The sequence below is a fragment of the Rhodococcus sp. (in: high G+C Gram-positive bacteria) genome (genome assembly GCF_049591685.1).
Classification (GTDB): Bacteria; Actinomycetota; Actinomycetes; order Mycobacteriales; family Mycobacteriaceae; genus Rhodococcoides.
The window spans coordinates 1-1815 of the sequence record NZ_JBAWFH010000243.1; the positions used below are offsets into that span (position 1 = coordinate 1).

Consider the following 1815-nt stretch of genomic DNA (forward strand, 5'->3'; position numbering starts at 1 on the left):
GCCTTTGCCGGAGCATTGTCGCGTTGGTGGGCTTCATACGTTTCGGGTGATGACGGCATGGTGGGCCGCTTGTCAGGCTTGCGGCATCTGACGACGAGGAGTTCATTGTGGCGATCGAGGGCACCCCGGCAGGGCTCACCGATGAGCAGCTGGAAGAGGAATGAGTCACGTGTCGACACCGGATGACCTGAGCGGCATGATCAGCGACACGATTGTGGCCACCGGGGTGAGCCCGGGGGTGGCGATCGCGATCGACGGTGTTCCGAACCTGCGGGATGTCGGCGGGTGGGCCGCGGCTGGAGGTGTCGTTCGGACCGGACAGGTGTACCGGTCGGCGGAGTTCTCCGGGCTGAGCGGGGCGGCCGCAGAGCAGTTCGCCGCGCTCGGGGTGCGGACGGTGTACGACCTGCGCACCGAGGATGAGCGGGCCGCGAACGCGAACGTCCTGGCCACCGGCACCGAGTACATCGTGTTCGACATCCTCGCCGACAAGCCAGGGGCCGGACCGGCCCAGATGCTGCAGGTGCTGAGCGACCCGAAGACTGCCGAGCAGTTGCTCGGAGACGGCAACGCGGTGCGGATCTTCGAGGAGAGCTACCGACAGTTCCTGTCGCTTCCGAGCGCGATGACCGGGTACCGCCAGTTCTTCACCATCTTGGCTGAGAAGGAGCACCGGCCGGGCCTGTTCCACTGCACGACCGGTAAAGACCGCACCGGGTGGGCGGCGGCGTCCTTGCTGTGGCTTCTCGGGGTGAGCGACGACGACGTGATGGCCGACTACCTGTTGACGAACGACTCGCTCGTCCCCGCGCTGCAGCCGATGGTCGACCAGTTCGCCTCGATCGGCGGCGATCCGGCGCTGCTGGGACCGGTCGTCGGCGTCCAGGCGTCCTACCTCGACGCCGCCCGCACCGAAATGGAAGCTCGTTACGGTGATGTGGAGTCGTACTTCTTGTCGGGGCTCGGGCTGAGCTCGGCGACGATCGACGCGCTGCGCTCGTCACTGGTGGTGCCGGCGTGAGCGCGCTGACCGCGATCGACGTGCTGATCGAACCAGACGCCACGATGGTGGCGCGTGCGGAGCACGAGAACGCACGGATGCTCGGCAGCATCGCGGCACCGGCGGGATACGCGCTCGACGAGCACCACCGACCGCACATCACCACACTGCAGCGTTACGTGCGCACGGCCGATCTGGATGCTGTGTTCGCAGCGATCGAGGCGGTGCGGGCGCAGCTCGACCTGGCGAGCCTGACGTTCACCGCGGAGGCAATCCGGCACATGGATGTGCAGCGTGGGGTCGGGCTCGCCGCGGTCGTCGTCAGGCCAGGGCCGGAGGTGCTCGACTTCCAGGCGAAGCTGATCGAGGCCATCGCGCCGTATGTCGAGTCCGGTGGTACCGCCGAGGCGTATGTGCGAACTGACGCCGAACCCGACATCAACGAAGTCACGATCGAGTACATCAAGAACTATGTCCCGCACCACAGCGGGGCGAACTACCTCGCGCACGTGACCGTTGGCCTGGCGAAGCTGGACGACCTTGGACCCATCGAGGACGAGGCGTTCGAGCCGCTAACCTTCGCCGCATCGGCTCTCAGCGTCTACCAACTCGGCAACAACGGCACCGCAGCCAAGCACCTCAAGAGCTTCGACTAGCACCGAGCGGGGGTGGTTCTCTGTCACCGGCTACCCAAGACTTCGTGAGGGCTCGAGCGGCCCGTAGAGCCGGAACAGGGTGAACCAGTTCTTGACGGCGGTGGTCTGGATCCACTTGCCGGGGTTGTCCGCGGGTCAGGTGGGGCCGAACCCTGAGGG

Annotated in this window: 2 protein-coding genes; both read left to right on the forward strand. The window is 66.3% G+C overall.

The window, feature by feature from the left end:
- The first annotated feature begins 169 nt into the window (after window positions 1-169).
- Window positions 170-1021 carry a tyrosine-protein phosphatase gene (locus WBQ44_RS10215; protein ID WP_495566574.1) on the forward strand — a complete coding sequence of 284 codons (852 nt, stop codon included), beginning with the start codon at window positions 170-172 and terminating at the stop codon, window positions 1019-1021.
- The gene (locus tag WBQ44_RS10220) at window positions 1018-1656 is read left to right on the forward strand and encodes a hypothetical protein (protein ID WP_495566575.1); all 639 of its coding nucleotides are present in this window, start codon (window positions 1018-1020) and stop codon (window positions 1654-1656) included. Before WBQ44_RS10215 ends, WBQ44_RS10220 begins: the two co-directional genes overlap by 4 nt.
- Window positions 1657-1815: the final 159 nt, after the last annotated feature.